The 21622-nt window shown below is 47.0% G+C and carries 18 protein-coding genes; 1 reads left to right on the top strand and 17 read right to left on the bottom strand.

Going from position 1 to position 21622, the window contains the following annotated elements; genetic code table 11:
• Positions 1–104: 104 nt before the first annotated feature.
• From ftsZ to mraZ, 14 genes are all read right to left on the bottom strand, one after another.
• On the bottom strand, positions 105–1271 hold the full coding sequence (gene ftsZ / locus KT99_RS15665; RefSeq protein WP_005501890.1) for a cell division protein FtsZ: 1167 nt from the start codon (positions 1269–1271) through the stop codon (positions 105–107).
• 74 nt (positions 1272–1345) lie between these two features.
• A complete protein-coding gene (ftsA, locus tag KT99_RS15660; RefSeq protein ID WP_005501888.1) occupies positions 1346–2581 on the bottom strand; it encodes a cell division protein FtsA in 1236 nt (411 codons plus the stop codon).
• Entirely contained in the window at positions 2581–3348 is a 768-nt protein-coding gene (locus KT99_RS15655; RefSeq protein ID WP_005501886.1) for a cell division protein FtsQ/DivIB, read from the bottom strand. Before KT99_RS15655 ends, ftsA begins: the two co-directional genes overlap by 1 nt.
• A 131-nt stretch (positions 3349–3479) precedes the next feature.
• Entirely contained in the window at positions 3480–4949 is a 1470-nt protein-coding gene (murC, locus tag KT99_RS15650) for a UDP-N-acetylmuramate--L-alanine ligase (protein WP_005501882.1), read from the bottom strand.
• Positions 4942–6048, bottom strand: a complete 1107-nt coding sequence (gene murG / locus KT99_RS15645; protein ID WP_005501880.1) for an undecaprenyldiphospho-muramoylpentapeptide beta-N-acetylglucosaminyltransferase — start codon at positions 6046–6048, stop codon at positions 4942–4944. Before murG ends, murC begins: the two co-directional genes overlap by 8 nt.
• Positions 6048–7262: a cell division protein FtsW gene (gene ftsW / locus KT99_RS15640; protein ID WP_005501878.1), complete on the bottom strand. Its 1215-nt coding sequence runs from the start codon at positions 7260–7262 to the stop codon at positions 6048–6050. The genes murG and ftsW overlap by 1 nt, the downstream gene beginning before the upstream one ends.
• Positions 7255–8604 carry a UDP-N-acetylmuramoyl-L-alanine--D-glutamate ligase gene (murD, locus tag KT99_RS15635; RefSeq protein ID WP_005501876.1) on the bottom strand — a complete coding sequence of 450 codons (1350 nt, stop codon included), beginning with the start codon at positions 8602–8604 and terminating at the stop codon, positions 7255–7257. The genes ftsW and murD overlap by 8 nt, the downstream gene beginning before the upstream one ends.
• 6 nt (positions 8605–8610) lie before the next feature.
• Positions 8611–9693 (bottom strand): phospho-N-acetylmuramoyl-pentapeptide-transferase, encoded by a 1083-nt coding sequence (gene mraY / locus KT99_RS15630; RefSeq protein WP_005501872.1) that lies wholly within the window; start codon positions 9691–9693, stop codon positions 8611–8613.
• Positions 9693–11060, bottom strand: a complete 1368-nt coding sequence (locus tag KT99_RS15625) for a UDP-N-acetylmuramoyl-tripeptide--D-alanyl-D-alanine ligase (RefSeq protein WP_005501868.1) — start codon at positions 11058–11060, stop codon at positions 9693–9695. Before KT99_RS15625 ends, mraY begins: the two co-directional genes overlap by 1 nt.
• Positions 11057–12535, bottom strand: a complete 1479-nt coding sequence (gene murE / locus KT99_RS15620) for a UDP-N-acetylmuramoyl-L-alanyl-D-glutamate--2,6-diaminopimelate ligase (protein WP_005501864.1) — start codon at positions 12533–12535, stop codon at positions 11057–11059. Before murE ends, KT99_RS15625 begins: the two co-directional genes overlap by 4 nt.
• The gene (locus KT99_RS15615) at positions 12535–14277 is read right to left on the bottom strand and encodes a peptidoglycan glycosyltransferase FtsI (RefSeq protein ID WP_005501863.1); all 1743 of its coding nucleotides are present in this window, start codon (positions 14275–14277) and stop codon (positions 12535–12537) included. The genes murE and KT99_RS15615 overlap by 1 nt, the downstream gene beginning before the upstream one ends.
• 81 nt (positions 14278–14358) lie before the next feature.
• Positions 14359–14673, bottom strand: coding sequence for a cell division protein FtsL (gene ftsL, locus KT99_RS15610; RefSeq protein WP_005501861.1), 315 nt, complete (start codon positions 14671–14673; stop codon positions 14359–14361).
• Positions 14674–14730: 57 nt separating this feature from the next.
• Complete coding sequence (gene rsmH / locus KT99_RS15605) at positions 14731–15672, bottom strand: 16S rRNA (cytosine(1402)-N(4))-methyltransferase RsmH (RefSeq protein WP_005501859.1); 942 nt, start codon at positions 15670–15672, stop codon at positions 14731–14733.
• Positions 15673–15703: 31 nt separating this feature from the next.
• Positions 15704–16162, bottom strand: coding sequence for a division/cell wall cluster transcriptional repressor MraZ (gene mraZ, locus KT99_RS15600; protein ID WP_005501857.1), 459 nt, complete (start codon positions 16160–16162; stop codon positions 15704–15706).
• Positions 16163–16649: 487 nt separating this feature from the next.
• Here mraZ and KT99_RS15595 point away from each other — a divergent pair, with 487 nt between their 5' ends.
• Positions 16650–16958 carry a hypothetical protein gene (locus KT99_RS15595; RefSeq protein ID WP_005501855.1) on the top strand — a complete coding sequence of 103 codons (309 nt, stop codon included), beginning with the start codon at positions 16650–16652 and terminating at the stop codon, positions 16956–16958.
• Positions 16959–16985: 27 nt separating this feature from the next.
• Here the strand turns inward: KT99_RS15595 and glpK are convergent, their stop codons facing one another.
• The 3 genes from glpK to KT99_RS15580 all read right to left on the bottom strand — a co-directional run bounded on the left by glpK (position 16986) and on the right by KT99_RS15580 (position 21460).
• Complete coding sequence (gene glpK, locus KT99_RS15590) at positions 16986–18479, bottom strand: glycerol kinase GlpK (RefSeq protein WP_005501846.1); 1494 nt, start codon at positions 18477–18479, stop codon at positions 16986–16988.
• A 222-nt stretch (positions 18480–18701) separates the two neighbouring features.
• Complete coding sequence (locus KT99_RS15585; protein ID WP_005501845.1) at positions 18702–19229, bottom strand: nuclear transport factor 2 family protein; 528 nt, start codon at positions 19227–19229, stop codon at positions 18702–18704.
• 863 nt (positions 19230–20092) lie between these two features.
• Complete coding sequence (locus tag KT99_RS15580; protein ID WP_040572092.1) at positions 20093–21460, bottom strand: outer membrane protein transport protein; 1368 nt, start codon at positions 21458–21460, stop codon at positions 20093–20095.
• Positions 21461–21622 lie beyond the last annotated feature (162 nt).

Below are 21622 nucleotides of genomic sequence, written 5' to 3'. Positions count from 1 at the left end.
CAGGCGTAGCTGGTCGAATATACTAGCATATGTTGGTAGATTAACCAAAATCTACCAACAGAAACATGCAGCGAGATTGAATGAGTGCCCCCCTAACTAATAGCTTAATCAGCCTGCTTACGTAAGAAAGCGGGAATATCTAAGTAATCAGTTTCATTCCTTGGTGTTGCTGCGGTCTGCGCCACAGGAACCACATTGCCGCTAACCATAGATTGGACAAATTCCTCACCTTGAGGCTCGGTACGTACTTCTGGTGTAATGACAGTTTCAGGACGAGAAGCAGGTTTAGTGACCAGTTGAATATCAGGCTTTTTCTCAGCACCTATGCCTGTAGCAACCACAGTAACACGTAGCTCGCCACTCATTTCTGGATCGATAACCGCACCGACGACTACGGTAGCATTATCCGAAGCATAGGCTTTGACATGGTTACCCACAGTCTCAAATTCCTCTATGCTCATATCCATACCCGCGGTGATGTTTACCAGTACACCACGGGCTCCAGCCAGGTCGATATCTTCCAATAATGGACTGGCAACAGCAGCTTCGGCGGCCTCCTCGGCACGATCTTCACCACTGGCAACACCTGTACCCATCATGGCGTTACCCATCTCAGACATCACAGTCTTCACATCGGCGAAATCGACGTTAATCAGACCAGGACGAGTGATAAGCTCGGCAATACCTTGAACAGCACCAAGGAGCACATTGTTAGCCGCAGCAAACGCATCTAATAGTGATGTGCCACGCCCTAAGACCTTAAGCAATTTTTCGTTAGGAATAGTGATCAGTGAATCCACATGCTTAGCCAGTTCTTCGATGCCTTGTTCGGCATAAGCCATGCGCTTTCTGCCTTCGAAAGGAAACGGTTTAGTCACTACCGCAACGGTTAAGATCCCTTCTTCTTTGGCTATTTCTGCAACTACAGGTGCAGCTCCGGTTCCAGTGCCACCCCCCATACCCGCAGCAATAAAGATCATGTCAGAGCCCTTAATAGCATTTCTGATATTTTCTCTGTCTTCTTCTGCGGCCAAACGGCCTATTTCTGGATTAGCTCCGGCGCCTAAACCCTTAGTGATATCACGTCCTAATTGAATAGTTGTACCAGCAGATGACTTTCTCAGTGCTTGCGCATCTGTGTTAGTAACAACAAACTCAACACCTTCGATGTTATGTTTAACCATATGCTCTACTGCGTTTCCGCCACCGCCACCAACACCGATGACTTTGATCACCGCATCATCTGTATGACTGTCCATGATCTCAAACATGGTCTTCTCTCCATTTTGCCTGCGTTATATATGAAATACCAAATCACACACTAAGTTAATGTACTAACTTGGCATTAAAATTCACCTTTAAACCAACTTTTAACCCGATTCCAAATACTGGTTACCCCTTGTCGCTCAGGACGCTCAAACTGACGTTCAAACAGCCTTCTTGCTCCGTAGTGTAACAAGCCAATACCTGTTGAATATATGGGCTGATCAACATATTCGAATAAACCTTTCACTGGTAGTGGGTTCGCTACTCTTACCGGCATACCGAATATAGCTTCGGCCACATCCACAGCCCCCTCGATGGAAGATGTTCCACCAGTGAGAACGATACCGGCGGCGACCTGGTCCTCTAGACCAGAATCACGTAATTCTTTCAATACCAACTCAAACAACTCTTGATATCTTGGCTCAACCACTTCAGCTAAGGTGTGTCTCGACATAGTTCGAGACGGACGCCCCCCTACAGATGGGACCTCTATACTGTCTTCACGACTTACCATAGCGCTTCGAGCGCTAGCATACTGAACCTTTATCTGCTCTGCATGAGCCAGAGGCGTACGGAAAATTTTGGCGATATCATTAGTCACCTGATTCCCCGCAACCGGTATAACTGCACAATGCCTCAATGCACCATTGGTATATATCGAGATATCGGTTGTACCACCACCGATATCGACCAGACAGACCCCTAGATCTTTCTCATCATTGGTCAACACCGAGTCGGCAGAAGCAATCGCTGAGAACACGAGATCATCGACTTTAAGACCACAACGTTCGACACTCTTAGTGATATTTTTCGCCATATCATTGGCACATGTGACGATATGAACTTTAGCTTCCATGCGCATACCGGACATGCCAATAGGGCTTTTAATCCCATCCTGGACATCAATGGCGTACTCTTGCGGTAACACATGCAAGATACGACGCTCTGTCGGTATTTTCACCGAACGAGCCGTATGGATGACGTTATCGACATCGTCCTGGGTTACTTCTTCATCATTGATCGACACCATGCCATTTTCATTTTGACACGCAATATGCTTTCCAGAGATGCTTAAGTAGACAGACGAGACCTGACAATCGGCCATCAACTCGGCCTGATCTAAGGCCCGTTGGACACTGCGTACAATTGAATCAAGGTCATTCACACCACCTTTATCCATACCTCTGGATTGATGAGTCCCCAAACCGATGACACTTATCTCACCATCGGGCAGCACTTCACCTATAATCACAGCAACTTTCGACGTTCCTATGTCTAATCCAACGATCAGGTTTCTATCTTGATTCTTGGTCATTATTTACTAGCTCTCTTCTGTGCGTTAACCCAACCCACGGCTAATCCGGTATCGTAGCGCAAATCTACCTTAGCAACGTCTTTATCTTGCTTAATCAGCGTCGGATACACGTTGATAAACCTTTGTATCCTCGCCATTTTATCTTCTCTGCCTAGCTCTAGCTTGATCCCACTACTTAGAACGCCATGCCACGCATGTCTGGGACTCAAGCTTAACCCCTCTAAGTCAAAGCCATTAATGTGCAGTAACTCACTCACTTGCCGATACGTGGTCAACACGATCTTAGACTGATCTTCAGGACCGGCTAATCTTGGCAAGGGACCAATATTCTCTTTTTGAGGCGCATCGAAAACCTCCCCAAGCTTGTTAAGCCAGGCATCGCCATTCCAATGGGCAACCACATCTTGCTCGACTAAATAGACTTTCAATTTAGCAGGCCATTCACGCCTAACTGACGCTTGATAAACCCATGGCAATGCCTCTAACGCCTTCTGAACTTGATTGACATCGGCAGAAAAAAGGCTTCTCTGCATCAAGTCCTGCAGGGCCATCTGTATCTCCTCGTCTGAGGTATGCGTTCGCTCACCCTTAATGGCAACGGCTTCAATAGGCAGGGCGTCCGCATCATGAAGTATCAAATTCAACTTCCAGGCAGCCATGGATAAACCTATGAGGACCAGCAAAAGAAATATCAGTCCAAAACAAAGATACCAATCCAGCTGCGACAGCTTAGCCCTCCAACGGCTACCTACCTCACCCCAAGACACGAGTATCCCACCTCATCTCTTTCTTTCGGTGTAAATGTTTTTCATCGGTGCACCATGGATAGCTGGTCATTATATAGACCTTATGCTCAGGGTCAAAACCTCTATCATCTTCAATGGCATAGAATAAAAAATCATAATCCACCCACATCTAAACTTGCAGTCTCAAAACCTAAGTTTGTTTGAGCAATTAATTTTGACAATGCGCCGATATTGCCGGCCCCTTGAGTCAATAACAAGTCTCCGTCCTGTAGAATACTCGGTAATAAGCTAAGCAGCGGCTCTGCTCCGGCAACGAAAATTGGATCCAGTTGCCCACGCTGTCGAATGGAGCGACATAATGCCCGACTATCGGCTCCCGGTATAGGGGCTTCTCCCGCGGCATACACATCGAGCAAAATTAAGCTATCGACTTGAGATAGCACCTCGACAAAATCATCGTAAAGGTCTCGAGTGCGGCTATATCTATGTGGCTGATAAATCATGACAAGACGCTTATCAGGCCAGCCTAATCTTGCCGCCTTAATGGTTGCAGTAACTTCACTAGGGTGGTGACCATAATCATCGACTAACATCACCTCACCCTTGCTTGTGGCGAAGCTACCGAGTTGCTGAAAACGTCTTCCTATGCCCTCAAACTCAGCCAAAGCACGTACAATTGCCTCATCTTCTATCTCATCTTCGGTAGCTACCGCGATCGCCGCTAGTGCGTTGAGTACATTGTGCTCACCAGGTAAATTCACCATCACCTCTATGTCTGCTACACCCTCTCGTCTGAGTGTGAAGTGGCTGCGATAACCTTGCTGAACAAAGTTCAACGCCTGTATATCCGCATCCTCACTAAAACCGTAGGACACAATTTTCCGGCCTACTTTAGGCAGCAGTTCACGGATAACCGGATCATCGATACACATCACTGCAACACCATAAAATGGCAAGTTGTGCAGGAAATCTATGAAGGTGGATTTTAATTTCTCAAAGTCTCCACCATAGGTGTCCATATGATCGGCTTCAATATTTGTCACCACACTGACCATGGGCTGCAGGTGCAAGAAGCTCGCATCACTCTCATCAGCCTCGGCAATAAGGTAACGACTATGGCCTAATCTCGCATTAGTTCCTGCACTATTTAGCAGACCACCGATAACAAAAGTGGGATCTCGACCGGCTTGAGCGTATACACTGGCTATCAAGCTAGTTGTGGTTGTCTTACCATGAGTGCCAGCAACGGCAACCCCATGACGGTAGCGCATCAACTCAGCCAGCATTTCTGCACGCTGAACGACGGGTATTCTCAGCTTTCTCGCCGCAACTAGCTCAGGGTTTTCGGCATCAATGGCGGTCGATACCACCACAACATCTGCATCATGGACTTGCTCTGCTTGATGACCGATATAAATTTGAACGCCTAAAGCTCTCAACCTTTCAGTGACTGTATTCTCGGCAATATCAGAACCAGATAAGCGGTAGCCTTCATTGACCAGCACTTCGGCTATTCCGCCCATGCCCGCACCACCGATACCGACGAAATAGATATGCTTAACTCGTCTCATCTCAGGAATGATGCTTCTTAACTGTGAATATTTGTCTTTACTCTTACTCATCTCCACCCTTCTGCGCCAACTCGATGCAAACCTCAGCCACTTTTTCGGTGGCGTCAATGACAGCGACATCTTTAGCTCTTGCGCCCATATGACAAAGCTCGGCTCTGTCGGAGGCTAACATCTGTAACTTATTAATTAATTTATCGGCATCTAGAATGGCCTGAGGCAGTAAAAATGCGCCCCCGGCATTCACCAACACTTGCGCATTTTTGGTCTGATGATCGTCGACCGCGTGCGGGTAAGGCACTAAAATACTGGGTAAACCGACGGCGGCTAACTCAGATACCGTCAAGGCACCCGCCCGGCATAACACCACATCGGCCCAACGATAGGCCGCTTCCATGTCGTCAATAAACTCGGCGACGATGACGCTTCCGTCTTGACCTAGATGCTGGTACTCACCTTTTACCGATACCAGATTCCCTTTACCCACTTGATGCCAGACAGTAATGGAGTGAGTCTTACTCACAGCATCAGTCACTCCGGGCATAAGATCATTAAAGACTTTCGCCCCTAAACTCCCGCCAACGACTAATACTTTTAATGCATCTTCGACGCAGTCTTCTGCTGCAGATAGGCCTAACTCGACCAACTCTTTACGTATCGGATTACCGACGACCTGAGCCGATACTTGCTCGAAGGTATCTTCGAAGGCACATAAAACCTTGCTCGCAAAACGAGACAGTAGCTTGTTAGTCATCCCAGGGATGGCATTCTGTTCATGTAACACCAGAGGTATTCCCATCAGTCTCGCTGCAATCCCTCCAGGCCCACTGGCAAATCCCCCCATGCCTAAGACGACATCTGGCTTAAACTCTTGTATTACCTTCCTCGCTTGCATCACAGAGCGTATCACCTTAAATGGCGCGGCTAACTTCCGCACTACTCCATTGCCTCTGACACCCTTGATATCGATAAAATCAATATCGAAGCCATGCTGAGGCACCAAGCGAGCCTCCATGCGCTCGGCCGTACCCAGCCACCTCACCTTCCAGCCTTTTTGGCTTAGAAATTTGGCGACCGCTAACGCAGGAAACACATGGCCACCTGTACCACCGGCCATGATTAAGATGCGTTTATCTGCGGAGACATTTGTCATTAATTAATTTTTCCTTGTACTGCCTTGATACAACTCAAACGCCGCTCATGATCGATGCGGATCAATATCATGGCTGCGGCCGTCATAACCCAGAGGCTACTGCCCCCATAACTGATAAATGGCAAGGTCAAGCCCTTGGTCGGTAACATGCCGATACTCGCTCCCACATTCACAACCGTCTGAAAACAGATCCAGATCCCGATGGAATAGGCGAGATAACCTTCGAAGGCCTTATCTATCGCGATACATAAATTACCTAATCTGATCGCTCTTAACGAGACGAAGAGCAACACAGACAAGACGACAATAATTCCCACAAAACCCAACTCTTCACCTATCACAGCAAAAATAAAATCGGTATGTGCTTCCGGCAGATACTCGAGCTTTTGAATGCTATTACCCAGGCCCTGCCCAAACCAGTCGCCACGGCCATAGGCCATCAAAGACTGAGTTAACTGATAACCGCTGCCAAACGGGTCTTGCCACGGATCTAAGAAAGAGGTCACCCGGCGCATTCGATATGGCTCCAATAATACCAAGGCCACAAACGCCAACACCCCGGTCAAAATCAGCGCAAAAAAATCAAACAGTCGCGCGCCAGCCAAAAATAGCAAGCCTACTGTGCCCACAAACATGACTACAACCGTACCCAAATCTGGCTGCAACAGGATAAGCACCGCATATACCGCGAACACGACAATAGGCTTATAGAAGCCCTTGGCATTTTCTCTAATCTCTTCATGGCGTCTCACCAAGTAGCCTGACATATAGATAGCGAATGCAAACTTAGCCAGCTCTGCTACCTGTATTCTAATCGGCCCTATCGTTAACCAACGTTTAGCGCCGTTCACTGTGGTCCCTACCAGCAAAACCGCAACCAACATGATGCCTACGATAAGCAATAACATGGGGCTAAACTTCTGCCAATGACTCATCTCTACCTGCAGCACTACGGCAGAAATAACCACACAGCCGATAAGATACACAATGTGCCTGATAACAAAATGAAAAGGATTACCTGTCAGGCTCTGCGCCTCAGGCATAGAGGCCGACATCACCATGACAAAACCAAAACTTATCAATGAGAGGATAGAGAACAGCAAGGCACGATCGTACAACTGTGTGCCTGGAGCCTCATTGCCTTTAAACAAGTTGGGCCAGCGCCACGTAACAGACGAGCCAAACAAGTTAACTTGCCTCTCTTGGCTAGACATCTGTACCAGCCTCAGAATCTAAGTTTTCGGCGTTTAACGCCTGTACCAGTTGACGAAAATCATCGCCCCTAGCCATAAAATTCTTATACATATCTAGGCTCGCACAAGCCGGAGACAATAAGACAATGTCGCCAGCCGTTGCCAAGCCAGCAGCTTGCTTGACGGCATCGGCCATTGAGTCGACTCGCTTGGAGTTATCTTTTAATGCCGCAATTTTATCGCCATCTTTACCCAAGGTAATGAGATGAGTAACCTTATCTAACACGGCTTCCAATGGGCCAAAATCGGCCCCTTTGCCATCGCCGCCAGCAATCAGAATGATGTCACCTAAATGCTCACTCAAGCCCTCCAACGCGGCTACCGTAGCACCGACATTCGTCGCCTTTGAGTCGTTGACATAAGAGACTGCGTCTATATTTGCCACTAACTCACATCGGTGAGCCAAGCCAGTAAAATGCTTAGCCACTTCAATCATGGATTCTTTTTCTATACCGGCATGATAAGCCAGGGCCATGGCGGCGATTAAATTGGCATGATTATGACTACCGACAATCGCAACATCATCTAACGAAACAATCTCGCTTGCCCCATGGACTATCTTGCCATCCTTGACGCCCCATTCATCGTTTACTGGCGAGGTTAAACCGAAGCTGTTTTGGTCCATGGGGTCATTGGGTTGAGTCAGGGAGTCTTCACGATTAAACAAGGCCCTCTTACTCTGATCGTAAAGGGACAACTTAGCTTGCCTGTAAGCCTCTAGATCTCTATAACGATCCATATGATCTTCACTGATATTTAAGCAAGTCGCCGCAATGCAATTCAGACTATGAGTGGTCTCGAGTTGAAAACTGGACAGTTCGAGTATATAAAGATCGATTGGACTCTGTAATAAGTCCAGCACCGGGATGCCTATGTTGCCACCCACAGCATAATTAAGGCCGGCGGCTTTGGCCATCTCGCCCACTAATGTGGTGACCGTTGACTTACCATTCGATCCTGTGATCCCTATGACACATGAGCTGCTATTTTTAACTGCTCTTGCGAACAACTCGACATCGCCGATAACTTCGATATCCATGTCTATTGCTGCACGGATCTCAGGTGTATCTAACGCTATGCCGGGACTAATCACTATTTGACTGGCCTGCACCAGATAGCGGCAATCGAAGCCGCCGGTAATTAAGTTCACCTCAGGAAATTCGAGCGCTAGTTGCTTAGCCCCTGGGGGTTGCTCACGACTGTCCATGACTAGAGGTGTGATACCCTGCCGACACAAATAGCGCACAACCGAGAGTCCGGTGGTTCCCAATCCTAAAACTAAGTGCGAATTGTGCAGTTCCATAGTCAATTACCTTAACTTCAGCGTGGCAAGGCCAAGCAGAACCAAGAACAATGAGATGATCCAGAATCGAACGATCACTCTGGGCTCGGGCCAACCTTTCAATTCATAATGATGATGGATAGGAGCCATACGGAAGATTCGCTGACCACGAAGCTTGTATGATCCGACCTGCAGAATCACCGAAACGGTTTCCATCACGAACACACCGCCCATGATGACCAGTAAGATCTCCTGACGTACCAAGACTGCGATAGCTCCCAATGCGGCGCCAAGAGCAAGTGATCCAACATCTCCCATGAAGACTTGAGCCGGGTAGGTGTTAAACCAGAGAAACCCGAGACCCGCACCCACAATCGCGGTGCAGACAATGACCAGTTCACCGGCCCCAGGCAGATAAGGGATATGCAAATAGTTAGCAAACTGTACATGACCAGACAGATAGGCAATCAGGGCAAATGCAGCCGCAACCATGACAGTAGGCATGATGGCCAAACCGTCTAATCCATCGGTCAAATTCACCGCATTACTCGAGCCAACGATGGTGAAGTAGGCTAAAACAATAAAGTAAGCCCCCATCTGTGGCATAACATCTTTGAAAAATGGCACCACGAGTTGGGTTTCACCCGGAGTATCCGCTGAGGCATAAAGGTAAAACGCGATCACGATGGCCGCTATTGACTGCAAGATATATTTCCACTTTGCAATCAACCCCTTGGTATCTTTACGAACCACTTTACGATAATCATCGATGAAACCGATAAGACCAAAGCTCGCCAATACGAACAGCACGACCCAAACATATCGACTACCCAGATCACCCCAGAGCAATACACTGATAAAAATACCAGCCAAGATCAGAATACCGCCCATGGTTGGCGTACCATTCTTGCTAAAGTGTGATTCAGGTCCATCGCTGCGCACAACCTGTCCAATCTGTAGCGTCTGTAGACGCTCGATCATCTTTGGTCCCCACCAAAGGCAGAAGACCAAAGCGGTCATCAGACCTAAGATGGCTCTGAAAGTGACATAAGAAAAAACGTTAAACCCAGAATAAAACTGAGTTAAATACTCCGCCAGATACACCAGCATTAAACAAACTCCCCGCGCCCGTAGGCAAGTATTAAAGCTTCGACCACGCGCTCCATTTTGGCGCTACGTGATCCTTTGACCAAAACAGTGACATCACCTTGCAACTGCTTAATATTTTTTATTAAATCTTCTACCAAACGTTCGAGGCTAATATGACCATCGACGCCGAAGGCACGACTCGCATTAGCACTGAGCTCACCTAAGGTAAATAGCGAATCCAGACCTCTTTGTTTTATCAGTTCGCCTAGTTCAGTATGCAAAAGGGACGCATTGTCACCCAATTCTCCCAAATCACCCAGCACTAAACAACGATGACCTTCAATTTCTTGAAGCCAGTCGATTGCAGCGGTGACAGAAGCAGGGTTGGCGTTATAGCTATCATCGATCACACGGACCCGCCCCAATTGAGTGGGCAGCATTCTACCTTTGACAGGCAGCAGAAGTGACAAGCCTAATTTTATTTCATCTAGCGTTAATCCAAAAGATAAACAGATGGCCGTAGCGGCTAGGGCATTGCTCACCTGATGACGTCCAGATAGTGGCAGAGCTATCAAAACAGACTCTTGCATGTAACTCAATTTGAAGCGGTAACACCCCACAGAATCGGCTTCAAGATCAGATGCTTGAATATCTGCTTCTGACTCGACTCCAAACGTCAACTGAGTAAAACTCATGGATGCCGACAGCATTACTGACGCAAACTGATCGTCGGCATTGATAACGGCCGTCCCAGTCGCGGCTAAATGATTAAATATTTCAGACTTTGCACAGGCAACGCCTGCAAGAGAACCAAAACCCTCCAGGTGCGCCGACGCCACATTGTTGACTAGGGCCACATCAGGCTTGACCAAGGAAGAGGTGTAATCTATCTCTCCCTGGTGATTTGCACCTAACTCGAACACGCCAAATTCATCATCGGCCTCTAAGCGTAAGAGTGTCAAAGGCACGCCAATTTCATTATTGAAGTTACCTGCGGTGTACAACACCTTGTGCCTTTGAGATAAGATGGTCGCCACCATCTCCTTAACACTTGTCTTGCCATTTGAGCCGGTTAACGCGACAGATTTTGGCTGAATAAGCTCTCTTAGATAAGCACCCAGATCTCCCATCGCCTTCTGGGTATCTTTAACAATCAGTTGCGCAATGTTCAGTGGCAATTCATGGTCGACCAACAAGGCTGTTGCGCCATTTTCCACTGCCATATTGGCAAAATCATGTCCATCGAATTTCTCGCCTTTCAAGGCGACAAAAAGAGTGTGCTCAGGGATAACTCGACTGTCACTGGAAACATGACGAAACTCACCGTCGGCGCCCACTAACCTGGCATTCAAGCGTTGACATATACCTGACAAGTTCAATGGGATCATATCCGCTCTCCTGCCAATGATTTAGCTAATGCTCTCTCATCATAATCCAAGCGTTCACCTGCTATTTCTTGATAGGTTTCATGTCCTTTCCCCGCCAGCAAGATGAGATCTCCAGGCTTAGCTAAGGCGACAACTTGTCTGATGGCTTTCTCTCGGCTGACTTGAGTTAGCACACGCTCTGGGGCGTCTAAACCCGCTAATATCTCCTCGATAATGACCTCAGGAGATTCACTCCTGGCATTATCACTGGTGACCATCACCTTATCTGCATAGGCTTCGGCAGCTTGTGCCATCAGTGGCCGTTTACCCTTATCGCGATCGCCACCACAGCCAAACAAACACCATAACTGACCTTCACAATGGCCTCTCAATGCCTTGAGAGCCTGCTCTATAGCATCCGGGGTATGGGCATAATCGACCACTAGAGTCACACCATTATCTGTGGTAAAACGCTCCATCCTTCCCGCAACAGATTTAAGTTGCGGCACGGAGGCCGCCATGGCCCGCATATCGTAGCCAATCAAATATAAAGCACCCAATGCGGCGACTAAATTGGAGAGATTGAAATAACCAAGCAGAGGTGATGCCAACTTAGCCTGCCCCTCGGGCCAGACTAGCGTCGCTGTGACCCCTTGATCATGTTGATGATTATCTAGGGTGTATATACTCGCAGCATCGGCATATGCCGAACAGATACTGAAACCAATATGCTTAGCCGATTGCTCTTCGGAGAGCCACTGGCGTCCGACTTCATCATCGAGATTTATCAGGCCGCTTTGCAATGATGTAAACTTGAATAACCTTTTCTTTGCGTCGCCATAAGCCTGCATAGTGCCATGGTAATCTAAGTGATCTCGGCTCAGATTAGTAAATACGGCGACATCGAAAGGAACCGCTTCAACCCGGCCCTGAATAAGACCATGGCTGGACACTTCCATGGCGCACAAGTCGGCACCCGCCAGATTAAAAGCCTGTAACTGGGCGGAAATAGTGATGGGATCGGCCGTGGTATTGCCACTGTCGACTAAGTCCCCCCATAAACCATTACCTAAAGTGCCCATCAAGGAAGCTTGTTTGCCTAAAAGAGCGACTAACTGAGCCATCAATTGAGTAATGGATGTCTTACCATTAGTCCCGGTAACACCGATGAGTTTGAGTCTATGTGCGCCTAATGGATATGCTTGCGCCCCGATTGCCGACAAGTGTTGGCTTAATTGGAAAAATAACACCTGAGGTGAGCCCGTTTGTTCCAGCTTGAGCCGACCATGCTCGGCAGGATCGTCGCTGTGAACTAAGGCTGCAACCGCACCTTGCTCGAATGCTACACCAATAAACTTTCTACCATCGACAAGATGTCCAGGAACCGCAATAAATAGATCCCCGGCAGTAATCGCTCTGCTGTCCAATGATATGTTATTGAATGATTCCGGCCCTGAGTAATGCAACCAAGGCGCTAAAAGATCACTTAGTCGCATTATTCTGTTCTCCTGACATGACTTTCTAGACGTACTTTTTCTTTCGAGGAAATAGGCTCCACATTCAGCATCTGTAATGCGCCGGACATCACCTTAGCAAATGCAGGGCCAGCCACATCGCCACCATAATACTTGTCTCCTTTGGGCTCATTCACCACGACTGCAATCGCAAGTCTTGGGTTATGCACTGGAGCGACACCGGCAAACATGGCGACATAGTCTTCACCATAGCCGCCTGCAACCGCTTTTCGCGCCGTACCTGTCTTGCCCGCAACTGGATAGCCCTCAATATGAGCTTTTCTGGCAGTGCCTCCAGCCTCTGTCACGCCTATCAGCATCTCCATCACAAGCTGGGCAACTTCCGCAGATATCACCTGAACGCCTTCGGGCTTCTGCTTGAGCTTCAAGATCGAAGATGGGTACAAGACACCTTTAGCGCCCAACATGGCATACATTCTTGCAATCTGTAACGGAGTCACTGTGAGAGCATAACCAAAAGAAAGCGTCGCTCGTTCAAACTCAGACCAGCGCCGACGGTCATGAAGCAAGCCGGTACTCTCTCCCGCAAGGTTAATGCCTGAATAATTGCCTAAGCCCATGGCCTGAAAATAACCTAATAGTTCCTGCACCGGCATAGATAGGGCTATTTGGGTCATGCCTACATTGCTGGAATGAACCAATACTTCACCCAAGGAAAGGTCACCATAGTTCCTGCCGTCACGCACTATCTTACCGCCGATCCGAATGCGTCCCGGTGAAGTCTTAAAGATCTGGTCCTTGTCTATGGCCCCCGCTTCTAATGCTGCTGCGACCACGAAAGGCTTAATGGTTGAACCCGGTTCATAGGCATCGGTTAACGCACGATTACGCATGCGATAACTTTGTAAGTTATCTCGGGAGTTAGGGTTATAGGATGGGGTATTCGCCATCGCCAATATTTCACCAGTATTCACATCGATGACGACTATCGAAGCAGACGTAGCCTGATTGATCTTAGTGACACGCTTGATCTCACGATAGGCTAATTGCTGAATACGTTGATCTATACTCAACACCAAGTCATTGGGACTCTCACCCTCTTGCACCATGTCCAAGCGCTCAACTACGTGTCCATCTCGGGATTTACGTACCTTCTGTTTCGAAGGAGTGCCCGTTAACCAGTCGTTATAGGTATTTTCAATCCCTTCGATACCGACATCATCTATGTTGGTGATACCGATCAATTGCGCGGTGATTTCGCTGGTAGGGTAATATCGGCGTGATTCGGCTTTAAGATATATCCCGGGTAACTTGAGTTTCTTGATGTAATCGGCAACTGCTGGGTTTACTTGACGCTTCAGGTAAGTGAAACGTCGCTTAGGATTAGCTTTAATTCTACTTAAAATCTTATCTTCTGGCTCATGGAGCACATCGGCTAATGCCTTCCAAAGACGCATATCGGCAAAGCCTTTTTTGTCGTAAACCACTTTAGGATCGGCATACACGGCTTTCACCGGTACACTGACAGCCAACATTTCACCGTTACGATCGGTAATGAGTCCCCGCTGAACCTCTCTGCTGGTCGTTCTTAAGCTGCGCATATCACTTTCATGGCGCAACTTTTCAGGTTCGATAATCTGAATATAGGCGGCACGACCAATCAAACTGGTGAATAACAGGCAGACGAACCCCACCACTACGTATAAACGCCAGTGAATGAGCTGTGGTTTTTGCTTCCTTTTAGCCTGCTTGATCTTCCTCATTATGCTCTTGTTATCACCTATCCTTGATTGTTTGTAGCGGGAGAATATTTGTAATTTTTCAATATATAAACGGGATTTTCATCACGGTATCCTTACCACGACCTCTTCCTTAGGCAATGGCCGACTCATGCCTAACTGTTTACTCGCAATCCGGGTAATTCGACTATGTTCAGACTGAGATTGCTCTTCGAGCAATAGATTCCGCCATTCGATATCTAACCTATCTCTTTCCTGCCACATCTGATCCCATTGGCTGATATATTTACGGCTCACATGGCTTGTATATACAATGGTGATCGCATTACCAACCACAGCCGCCGCAAGTAGTAATACCCACTTATGATGCCAAAGATCGAGTAAGATAATTCGAGTCAGGTTAAGCTGAGATTGCCCCATATCAGCACTCCCTACTGCACACGCTTATAACCAATGAGTCAGCTTCCACAGCCATTATTAATACTCTAATCTCTCTGCGACTCGCAAAATAGAACTACGAGCTCTCTTGTTTCTCTCAACCTCTTCGGCAGAAGGCTTGGTCGCCTTACCAATGCTCTTCAACAAACGTGTTTTATCGAGTTCGTCCTCTGTGATCGGTAAACCATGAGGAACACTTTTCCCTTGGCAATTGCGACGGATAAAGCGTTTTACCATTCTATCTTCGAGAGAATGGAAACTGATCACCGATAAACGTCCCTGAGGTGCCAGCACGACAAGTGCACCCTCTAGTGCCTGATCGATCTGCTCTAATTCACTATTGATGTAGATGCGTATTGCCTGAAATACTCGTGTGGCTGGATGCTTATTGCGTTCCTTACTCTTACAGATCCTAGCGATAAGGTCAGCCAGCTCCTTGGTTCTCAAGAAAGGAGTCTTCTGTCTATCTGCAGCGATACATCTTGCGATATGGCGAGAATTTTTCTCTTCACCATAGGTTTTAAATACCCAAGCCATATCTTCAATTTCGGCGCGGGCGATCCACTCCGCAGCCGTTTCCCCCTGAGAATTATCCATACGCATATCTAGTGGGCCATCTCTTAAGAAACTGAATCCACGCTCAGCATCGTCCAGTTGCGGTGATGAAACACCAAAATCGAGCAAGACACCATCTATCTTGCCCTTCAAGCCAAGATCTTCAACATAAGTAGCCAATTGACCAAAACCACCATGCACTATGCTGAATCTGCTATCGTCGGCAAACTGCTTAGCAGCCTCAATGGCTTGTGGATCTCTGTCTATGGCAATTAAACGGCCATTCCCACCTAAGTGCTTCAACACTTCGCGAGAATGCCCGCCTCGGCCAAAGGTACCATCAATATAGATGCCATCTTGTTTTATGTTCAGGCCTGCAACCGTTTCAGAAAGCAGTACTGATAAATGTGAAAATTCTTGGCTCATTAGTATCTTTTATCTTTTTTTGCGTCACTGTTCACAGTGAGAAATTGGCAAGACGTTCATTGTTGGCGAACTCTTCGCTACGAATCGTCTCTCGGCTTTGCTCTATCTGCTGCAGCCATGCAGCCTCATCCCAGAGCTCAAATTTGTTTAACTGCCCCACTAACATTGCGTGTTTATCCAAATTCGCATATTGACGTAACGGCAGAGGAAGTAATAACCTAGCGTTACCATCTAGATCACACTCGTGTGCATAGCCTAATAGCAATCTTTTCATCGCTCGTTCAGAAGCTTGGGTATCGGAGAGCAGGAGCAGTTTTGCTTCAATCTTGTTCCATTCATCTAATGGGTACAGCAGAAGACATGATGATTGAAAATCAACAGTAATCACTAACTGACCATTATATTCGGCACGTAATGACTCACGGTAGCGCTTAGGAATAGCGATCCGCCCTTTTGTATCAAGGTTTATAGCACTCGCACCACGAAACACGTTAGCTTGTCCTTGCTGTCAGCAAATGATCCACATATATCCACAAATTCCCACAACTGCTAATTTTAAAGACAGAACACAAGACTTGTCAAGAGCACCACCTATTTAAAAATCCAGTACTCAAGCGGGTTAGCAGCATGTTTAAAAAAATGATTGAGTTGACGAAGCTAGATGGGAAAAAGTGGACCAAGATCCCTAAATAGTTGAAAAAACAGCCAGGAGAGGAAGCTAATGTCAAATGCTAGAGGTAAGAAGTGCTAGGAAATCCCAGAAATATTCGATTAAGTTGGCAATTGAGCGTCCTATTCGATTATCAGAGATCTATTTACATCGTATTCTCACTAGAATGCTCATAAATAAAGAAGCCCAGATAAACCAAGATTAATCATTGGTCTAGCTGAAAAGCAAACTTTAACACTTAATCATGACTAAATATTGAGCAGAAACTGCCGATAGTACTAAGTAGGAGCACTTAACAGGAGATATTATGGTGGGTTTAGATAGCCTTTATGCCATGCTTGCACGCCCCACTCAGCGGAGCATTGAACGTAAACGCTTGATGGTTGAAGAAACTAACAATAGCGCGAGTATCGCTGCCGATGATCATGAGCCCCCACAATCGCAACTGCCGCAGAGCCTTAACCGACGAAAATCACCGCAAGACAGGCGCCGCAGCGATCGCCGTGGTGCCCCGATAAGTAAAGAAGAAAGAGAAAGAGAAGGCGCAACCAACAAGGATCTCGCCGAACATGAGGCGGTAAACTCACCACTCCCCAGAATTGATATAGATATTTAATCTGCCCATCACTAAGATCTCTCCCAACTAGGTATTGCTTGACGTCACTTGAGCAACAGCCTGTTTCCAGCCGAGGTAAAGACTCTCTCTAACCTCGGCAGAAATACTAGGACTAAAGGATTTATCTAAGTTAGCTTTATGTTTCAGCTCAGCCGTAGACTGCCAAAACCCCACAGCCAAACCAGCCAAAAAAGCGGCTCCCATTGCCGTAGTCTCGGTGACGACTGGACGATGCACCTCTACGTTGCTTATGTCGGCCTGAAACTGCATTAAAAAGTCATTAGCAACGGCGCCACCATCGACGTTAAGCTGTTTTAACATGACTCCACTGTCTTTGGTCATCGCCTCGAGAAGATCGCGACTCTGATAGGCAATAGCCTCTAGTGCAGCTCTGATAATGTGATTACGATTAGAGCCTCTTGTTAAACCGACTAATGCACCACGAGCATTGGGCTCCCAATAAGGTGCACCTAAACCGACAAAAGCCGGGACTAAATAAACACCATTGGTATCAGCTACTTTCGAAGCGAAGTATTCGGTATCTTGGACATCACGAATAAGACCAAGCTCATCTCTGAGCCATTGAATAGTCGCCCCCCCCATAAACACAGCTCCCTCCAGGGCATAATTGACTTCTCCTTCGGCACCTATGGCTATAGTGGTTAACAAGCCATGCTTAGACCGCACCGCCTGTTTGCCTGTATTCATCAGCAGAAAGCAGCCGGTGCCATAGGTATTCTTGGCCATGCCCTCATCGATACAAAGCTGACCAAACAAGGCCGACTGCTGATCCCCTGCAATACCGGCAATGTCGATCTCCCCGCCTTCCCCTGCAATTCTGGTCTTACCATAGATATAAGTAGAAGGCTTAACCTCGGGTAACAGGGAGCTGGGTATATCGAGTGCTTTGAGTAATTTTTGATCCCATTGCAGAGTATGAATATTAAATAGTAAGGTGCGACTCGCATTCGTCGGATCTGTAACATGAACCTTGCCCTCGGTCAACTTCCACACCAACCAGGTATCGATAGTGCCAAACAGGAGTTCACCCTTTTCCGCCCGAGCTCTCACACCAGGAACATTATCTAATATCCATTTTATTTTAGTGCCTGAAAAATAGGGGTCCAAAAGCAGCCCGGTAGACTCGCGTACATATTCTTCTAGGCCTTGTGACTTGAGTTCATCACAAATACTACTGCTGCGGCGGCATTGCCAGACAATGGCGTTGTATACCGGCTTACCTGTTTTTTTATCCCATATAACCGTAGTTTCACGTTGATTTGTTATGCCTATGGCGGCCACCTCATCACTGTGAATATCGGCTCTGGCGAGCACTTCGATCAGGGTCGAACTTTGGGATGCCCATATTTCCATAGGATCATGCTCGACCCAGCCTGCTTGAGGGTATACCTGAGTGAATTCGCGCTGAGACATGGCAACAATATTGGCATCATGATCAAATACGATAGCTCTTGAGCTTGTAGTCCCCTGATCTAACGCAATCACATATTTCTTGGTCACAACTTTTTCCTATGCTTGGCTAATATACCCAAGCTACCTCAAGGTGCTCGTTTCAGAGCTCCCGCAGGGCAAGGCGAGAAGCAACATTTTTCTGCGTTATGAAATATTGAATTAGAATAACTAGTACTACTATTTCATGCCTTGAACTCTGTCACTTCTCGACATGCTGAATCCTGCATTTTGAAGTGGTTTGGGTATATATCTCAGTCATAACCATACAGGTTATTGCTGAGTCTCCTGTAACACTCCTATTTCGGGTTGCACTATTATTTCTGGTTCCACAGTATTCGCTGGATCGAGCTCTTCAGCATTGGCTTCAACCGTGATTTCATCACAGGCATGAGCTGGCAGATACCAAAACTCGGCCAACTTGCCATTTTTAATATGGAAATTGCCGATACTGCACTGACTCAGTTGCTCACCATCATTGTCCCAGGTCACCCTTTCCACAGTACTGACATAATTGCCCGAATCGATCATCTGCAGAATAGTGGCATTAGCATCTTTCAATGTCTCAAAGTAATCCGCCATCGCGGCCGCAAACTCTTCCTGGCTAGAGGTTTCGACCTCAACCTTGGTCCCGGTAACATGCATCCAACGCACATCATCTGATGTATATTGCACCATCTGTTTGACATCATGGCTGTTATAAGCAGCGATAAACCCTTCGACTATCTCGGTAGCGGTCTGATTAGCCATTGCGGTAAAAGGAAGTAAAGACAGGGTCGCCGCAAGTAGATAGGGCTTCATATCACACCTCTTGTTTGGTAATTGCCGATCTAAAATAGATCACAGATTAAGTTCATTGTATTAGATGAATATAATCTTATGAAGTTTATTTTACTAACAAAATATAGATAATTCCTCGAGCCTATTCAATATGTAAGCAGTTGTAATACCATTCCATATAAGTATCTGGTCAGTTCAGAGACTCTCAGTTTTTTCAATTCAAGGCGCATTGATGAGAAAATGGTTATTCCCTTTTAAGTCAATGTAACACAGAAGTGGAAACACTGAGAGCCTCACGCAGTGCGGGTTTCAAAGCCCTTTATGCTACGTTGAATGTTTTCGATATACGACTGCATGGTCTATTTTGTTCCATACAAAATAAGACATTTCCCTGACCCATAGGGATATGGGAAATGTCTTGAAAGCGTATGGAACGCTTAAGACCATGGAGGTCAGATGCAGGAGGTACGAGCCCATGGACGGGTGAAGGTAGAATAATGCAGGAGCAATTATCGAGAGCAACGCAGGAGCTTGTTGCCGAGAATAACTATTAGCTTCAAACATTCGCAAGCCACATGGATGTGGTGAATGTCTATATTGCACGACTATAGGGATATAGGAGGTAGAGTAACGCAGGAGCAGTTACCGAGGAGCAAATATAGACCTTGCCTACAGTGCTTTGAACTCCCGCTGAATGATCAGATATTTACTCGGAATGGTATAAGATGAATATATGCAGCAAACACAGGATAAAGTGAGATTTGAGTAAGCTCATTTCACTGATTTATACCAGTTCCATTAAGTAAGTGATCATTCAGCGAGAGTTAAAAAGGCCCCACATATGTGAGGCACTCTTTTATATTCTACGATTTAAAATTTATAGCTTATAGCTTATAACTCAATTGCATGCCGACTAACCAGACATCACCAACGGCTTCACCATCGAAGCTCACCTGAGCCAGATCCATTAGATTCATCGACTCATTGATCGGTGCATCACCGTAAGCTTTAATATAAGTCACCGCAAAATCCACAGTCAGATTCTCAAAGGCTTGATAACCGGCACCGACGCTGAGCCACAAACGATCAGAATCCGGAATAGTCATGGTGCGATACTCATCATCCACTGCGGTATTGTCGTAGGCGATACCCGTGCGTAACAGCCATTGATTATTTAATTGATATGTAGAGCCCAGTGCGAAGCGCCAATTATCTTTAAAGTTCTCTTCTTTAACCAGATCAGACTCCATAGACTTGCCATCCGAAGAATCGATAGGCTTAACCTCACCCGGGAAATAAGCGACCAACTCATCGAAGACACTCCATTGCGTCCAGTTCACACTGGCATGCATGGCCCAGTTTTCACTGAGTTGATGATAAGAAGCCAGCTCGGCAAAAGCCGGTAACTCGAGCGGTAACTGAGCGCCAATATCGACATCTTGTCCACCAATGTAGAGCAGTCCCGAAACTGCACCATCAAGCTCCAGTTCAACACCGCTGTGATAGGCGAAACCCAGACGATGTGCAGGATTTATCTGCCAGCTGGCGCCAACTTTCCAACCCATGGCGATATCGTCACCTTCCATGCTCTTAAGGCTGGCTCCACCAGCTGGCAGAGCCGCAGCGACGTCTGCTGGCAGCGAAGGATGAGCCTTCAATCCATCGATCCAGCCAGGAGCCGATGCGCCGATACTTCCCTCACCGTATACGATTCTCAGGCCAGCACCGACACTGAATGCTTGATTGATCTTGTAGGCAATATTGGGATTAAACTCGACAGTCGTCACCGAAGTCTCGCTGCCGAAGATGGCCGCCGCGTGATCGGCAGGTAACTCAGTCGTCAAACCGTAATTAGAGTTAACCGCCATCCCCCAGGTCCAGCTATCATTAATCTGATAAGAAAAATAAAAATTAGGCACCACTGCATTATCGGCAACATCTATGGCATCGGCATTCATCGTCATCGCCTGTGAACCAAATAGCGGAGAAGCGATAGAGATATCACCAGTCACATCCACATTGGGCATCACATAGATGCCACCCGCTGAGAAACTCGTCCCTTCCAGGTAGGTCAACATGGCAGGATTACGCGCCTGAGTAGATGCATTGTCGGCCATCGCCGCTTCACCGGCGAAAGCACGGCCCTGACCCGTGGCTGAGTACTCGGCTAATTGAAAACCCGCCGCCTGTACATGAGACACACATCCCAGCAGCACGCCAATCACGGCCAGAGATATTATGCGCTTGTTCATCATCTTAGTTCTTCTTCCCATAATTATTATCTTTCTTAATCGACATCAGCTTTAGAGTAATCGCTCGATTTTTAGCATTGGGAGTGTACTTATGCAGAATATCTTTGCAAGCAACAGAGATAATTCAGAGTAATTAACTAGATATGGAGAGGTATGAAGTAT

The sequence above is a fragment of the Shewanella benthica KT99 genome (assembly GCF_000172075.1).
Lineage (GTDB): Bacteria > Pseudomonadota > Gammaproteobacteria > Enterobacterales > Shewanellaceae > Shewanella > Shewanella benthica_A.
This window is presented reverse-complemented; position numbering and strand designations above follow the sequence as displayed.

What these genes read in the sequence shown, in the direction of transcription:
- ftsZ (WP_005501890.1), bottom strand. Translation starts at nt 1,271, where the DNA reads ATGTTTGAGATCATGGACAGTCATACAGATGATGCGGTGATCAAAGTC.
- ftsA (WP_005501888.1), bottom strand. Translation starts at nt 2,581, where the DNA reads ATGACCAAGAATCAAGATAGAAACCTGATCGTTGGATTAGACATAGGA.
- murC (WP_005501882.1), bottom strand. Translation starts at nt 4,949, where the DNA reads ATGAGTAAGAGTAAAGACAAATATTCACAGTTAAGAAGCATCATTCCT.
- murG (WP_005501880.1), bottom strand. Translation starts at nt 6,048, where the DNA reads ATGACAAATGTCTCCGCAGATAAACGCATCTTAATCATGGCCGGTGGT.
- ftsW (WP_005501878.1), bottom strand. Translation starts at nt 7,262, where the DNA reads ATGTCTAGCCAAGAGAGGCAAGTTAACTTGTTTGGCTCGTCTGTTACG.
- murD (WP_005501876.1), bottom strand. Translation starts at nt 8,604, where the DNA reads ATGGAACTGCACAATTCGCACTTAGTTTTAGGATTGGGAACCACCGGA.
- mraY (WP_005501872.1), bottom strand. Translation starts at nt 9,693, where the DNA reads ATGCTGGTGTATCTGGCGGAGTATTTAACTCAGTTTTATTCTGGGTTT.
- KT99_RS15625 (WP_005501868.1), bottom strand. Translation starts at nt 11,060, where the DNA reads ATGATCCCATTGAACTTGTCAGGTATATGTCAACGCTTGAATGCCAGG.
- murE (WP_005501864.1), bottom strand. Translation starts at nt 12,535, where the DNA reads ATGCGACTAAGTGATCTTTTAGCGCCTTGGTTGCATTACTCAGGGCCG.
- KT99_RS15615 (WP_005501863.1), bottom strand. Translation starts at nt 14,277, where the DNA reads ATGAGGAAGATCAAGCAGGCTAAAAGGAAGCAAAAACCACAGCTCATT.
- ftsL (WP_005501861.1), bottom strand. Translation starts at nt 14,673, where the DNA reads ATGGGGCAATCTCAGCTTAACCTGACTCGAATTATCTTACTCGATCTT.
- rsmH (WP_005501859.1), bottom strand. Translation starts at nt 15,672, where the DNA reads ATGAGCCAAGAATTTTCACATTTATCAGTACTGCTTTCTGAAACGGTT.
- KT99_RS15595 (WP_005501855.1), top strand. Translation starts at nt 16,650, where the DNA reads ATGGTGGGTTTAGATAGCCTTTATGCCATGCTTGCACGCCCCACTCAG.
- KT99_RS15585 (WP_005501845.1), bottom strand. Translation starts at nt 19,229, where the DNA reads ATGAAGCCCTATCTACTTGCGGCGACCCTGTCTTTACTTCCTTTTACC.
- KT99_RS15580 (WP_040572092.1), bottom strand. Translation starts at nt 21,460, where the DNA reads ATGAACAAGCGCATAATATCTCTGGCCGTGATTGGCGTGCTGCTGGGA.